The following is a 3,855-nucleotide window of genomic DNA, read 5'->3' as shown; positions in this document are numbered from 1 at the left end:
GGGGTTGTTTGCAGAGCCCTCCATTTTTTCGGTTTTTTAATAATTCTTACCAACAACAACCTTTCTAAACTTAAGGTAATCATATAAAGTTGTACGTGAAATATTTAGTTGATTAGCTATCTCTTGAGTAGTTAACTCTTTCTGTTTGTAAAGAGCTTCAGCAATACGTGCTTTTTTCTTAGCTTCCTCGGATAAACCTTTTGGGCGACCTCCCATTTTTCCTCTAGATCTTGCAGACTTTAACCCAGCCATTGTTCTTTCTCTAATTAAATCTTTTTCAAATTCAGCTAATGAGGCAAAAATATTAAACATTAATCTGCCCTGTATAGTTGTAGTATCAATAGGATCGTTCAAACTTATGATACCAACATTTTTATTTAGCAAATCATTAACTACTTTTATAAGATGATGCAAAGATCTTCCCATACGATCAAATTTCCAAACAACCAATGTATCACCTTCAGAAATTTCATCAAGTAGTTTGAGCCACTCAGATCTATCAGCTTTAGCTCCTTTAGCAATTTCGGAAAATATTTTTTGACAACCAGATTTTTTAAGGCTATCTATCTGCATATCTAAGGATTGGTCTTTAGTGCTAACTCTAGCGTAGCCATATTTCATTATACTGTTCACTTATCATTAATATTTATAGCTTATCTTAACCTTGATAAAGTAAATAGCATTTTCTTACAAAAATAACTGTTTTTATGTTTGCTTTTACTCCAAAATGATTTGTAAGTCTAAACGAGGGTTTTTCCATACAAGCGTATGACAAAAAATAGTCATAGAATTAACCTGCTGACTCCACAGGAAATAAATGATCTTTACACAATCCATAAATTTACCAAATTAGATCGAGAAGTGTTTTTTGATCTTGATGAGTCTGAAAGAAAGTTTGTTAATACTAAAGCTTCCATAAATAAAACAAGAGCTACCCTTGTATTCCAACTTGGTTATTTCAAAGCAAGAGGATTATTTTTTGATAATATCCTCTTTGATGAATATTCTGATGATTTAAAATTCATTACTAAAAATATTCTTGGCGAGCTTAGTCATAAATTCAAAGATAAGCTTGGATATGATTCAAGAATCAAGCAGATAAAAGATATTACAGAATTCTTAGGATTTACAAGCTGGAAAGATAGAGATAAAAGTAAAGTTGAAAACCATCTCTTAAATCTTTTAAGAAGCCATGCTAACCCTAAAGATGCTCTAAGAGAGCTTCTAATTTATTTTGAAAATCAAAAAATAATTTTACCAACTTATAGAAACTTACAAGATTTATTTACTTGCTGTATATCTATTGAAAACTCGAGGTTGCAGGGTGTTATTACCTTGATTCCTGATACTATAGACAGACAAATTAACAAACTTATAAATACAGAAACTATTACAGATTTATCTGAAATTAAATCTGATCAAAAAGGCTTTCAACTACAATTTATTAGCAGTGCTATACGAGTAACTAAATCTCTTAAAACTATTTATAGCTTTTGTAAAGAATTCTTACCATCACTAAAAGTGTCAAACAACTGTATATGCTATTATGCAAGCTTAATTGAGCATTATTCTCCATCTAGAATACGCATGCTAAATAAAACGTTACAGTCGTTATATTTATTATGTTACATACATGTAAAATATCAGCAATGTATGGACAACTTAATTGTTAGCTTTATATATCATTATAGAGCTCTAAATAGATTATCTAGTGAGTATATTAGTTCTGAGGAGATGAAACATAATGCTATTTTGTATGAGTCATATCCTAAAGTATCTGCAATATTAAGGTTAATATCTTCTAAATCAGTAGATCCAGATCAGCCTCATCGTATGTTTTTAGAAGAAGCATATAAAGTCTTACCTGAGCAAGATTATAATATTATAGCGGATGCTATTGAAGGTAAATTTTTCGATCGAGAAAAGTCTAGATGGGAATTTATTGAGACTAAATCTAGGATTATTGCCTGTTATTTAAGGCCGTTAATAATGAATGTTGATTTTGACCATAGTTGGAAAAATAGCCAAGTTATTGAACTAATCAATATTTTAAAAAATCACTATAATAAAAGTAAATCTCCTTCAAAAATCAAAATAAAAGATGACCTGGGTGTTACAGTTCCTGGACATATCGTAAATTATCTTAAGTCAGGGGAAGATGATCACCTTAATTCAACTAGGTTTGAATTCTATGTATACAAGAGAATTTATAATGCTTTTGATTCTGGTACGTTATTTTGTCCTGACAGCCATTCGTATAAAAATTTAAAAGATGATCTGGTATCTGATGAGGTATTGGATAATATTGAAAATATTGCTGAACAATATGGCTATAGTAAGATACCTATATATTGTGATGAGCATCTAGATAATATCTCAAAATTAAACCATGAGGCATGGATTAGGACAAATAATAATATTAACAAAGGTTTGAATATTGGATTCAATCTTTTAAACTCAGATGATTTAACTTGGAGTTTAAGCTATGATACAGATAACTCAACATATAAAGAGAACTTTTTTAGTTCTGTTAATAAAATAGACATTACAGATCTACTTTTGACCATCTCGGATAAAGCAGGCCTTTGGGAGAAGTTTACTCATATCAAACCAAGATTCAGTAAACAGTCTCCTGATAAAAAGTCGCTTTTGGCTTGTATATTAGCTGATGCATTTGGATTTGGAGTCAAAAAAATGGCTGAGATATGTAATCTCAATATTAATACTCTAACTTCAACACAAACAAATTTTATTAGAAAATCAACTCTTAAAGAAGCTAATGATGCAGTTGCAAATTTAATACTTTCACTCCCTATCTTTAAAGTATGGAATATCAAAGAAGATATGATTCTTTCTGACATAGATGGCTCAAAGTACAAGGTTAAGCGTAAAACCATTCAGGCAAGACATTCAAAAAAATATTTTGGTAGCTCTCAAGGTATATCAATAATGACATTAGTAGCTAACCATGTAGCTCTTAACTCTAGAGTGATTGGTTGTAATGAACATGAGAGCTATTTTGCTTTCGATCTGATCTACCACAATAATACAGATGTGAAAATTGATATGTTAACTGGTGATAACCATTCAATAAACCAGATGAATTTTGTTGTGTTAGATGCTATAGATACTGAATTCACTCCTAGTTTTGCAAGTCTTAAAGACCAAGTGAATAATTTATATTCTACAAGACCAGTAGATGAATATTCTGGATTTTTTAAACCTAAGTCACAAGTTGATATCTCTTTAATTAAAAGCCAAAAAAGAGAAATACTTAGAGTTTTGTTATCTTTGATACTGCAGCACAATACCCAAGCAACAATTGTAAGGAAGCTATCTTCTCATAGGAGAAATTTAATACTAAAGAAAGCCTTATGGGAGTATAATAAAATATTCAGAACAACTCATATTTTAAATTTGATAAATGATGAAGAGCTACGCAAAAATATAAAAAAAGCTAGAAATAGAACTGAAGCATACCACCAGCTACAACGAACTATTAGAAAGGTTCATAGTGGAGTTCTTTCAGGAGGTAGAGCAATGGAAAATGAATTATATAATCATGCTTCACGATTAGTTGCTAACTGTACTATAGCTTATAATGCGATATTGTTATCAAATATTTATGAGAGACTTCTTTTGAAGTATGGTAAAGAGAAAGCTGAGAAGATAATGCATAAAATATCTCCTGTAGCTTGGCAACATATAAATTTTGTTGGACGCTATAAATTTCTATCAAAAAGTGATGATATTAACTTTGAGAGTTTAGCTGATGTTTTGATTGAAGAGCTAGAGAGCTTTTTGAATCGTTAAATTTGAAAAACCAAAAAAATGGAGGGCTCTGCAAACAACCCC

Annotated in this window: 2 protein-coding genes; one reads left to right on the top strand and one right to left on the bottom strand. The window is 30.5% G+C overall.

Going from position 1 to position 3,855, the window contains the following annotated elements; translation table 11 throughout:
- Positions 1-36 precede the first annotated feature (36 nt).
- Positions 37-621, bottom strand: coding sequence for a recombinase family protein (locus tag F8C69_RS09465; RefSeq protein ID WP_159184993.1), 585 nt, complete (start codon positions 619-621; stop codon positions 37-39).
- A gap of 147 nt (positions 622-768) precedes the next feature.
- Here F8C69_RS09465 and F8C69_RS09460 point away from each other — a divergent pair, with 147 nt between their 5' ends.
- The gene (locus tag F8C69_RS09460) at positions 769-3,813 is read left to right on the top strand and encodes a Tn3 family transposase (protein WP_159184992.1); all 3,045 of its coding nucleotides are present in this window, start codon (positions 769-771) and stop codon (positions 3,811-3,813) included.
- Positions 3,814-3,855: the final 42 nt, after the last annotated feature.

The sequence above is a fragment of the Francisella noatunensis subsp. noatunensis genome, from assembly GCF_009823375.1.
In the GTDB taxonomy this organism is placed as follows: domain Bacteria; phylum Pseudomonadota; class Gammaproteobacteria; order Francisellales; family Francisellaceae; genus Francisella; species Francisella noatunensis.
This window is presented reverse-complemented; position numbering and strand designations above follow the sequence as displayed.

Coding starts and splice junctions, on each gene's coding strand:
- F8C69_RS09460 (WP_159184992.1), top strand. CDS start 769: ATGACAAAAAATAGTCATAGAATTAACCTGCTGACTCCACAGGAAATA.
- F8C69_RS09465 (WP_159184993.1), bottom strand. CDS start 621: ATGAAATATGGCTACGCTAGAGTTAGCACTAAAGACCAATCCTTAGAT.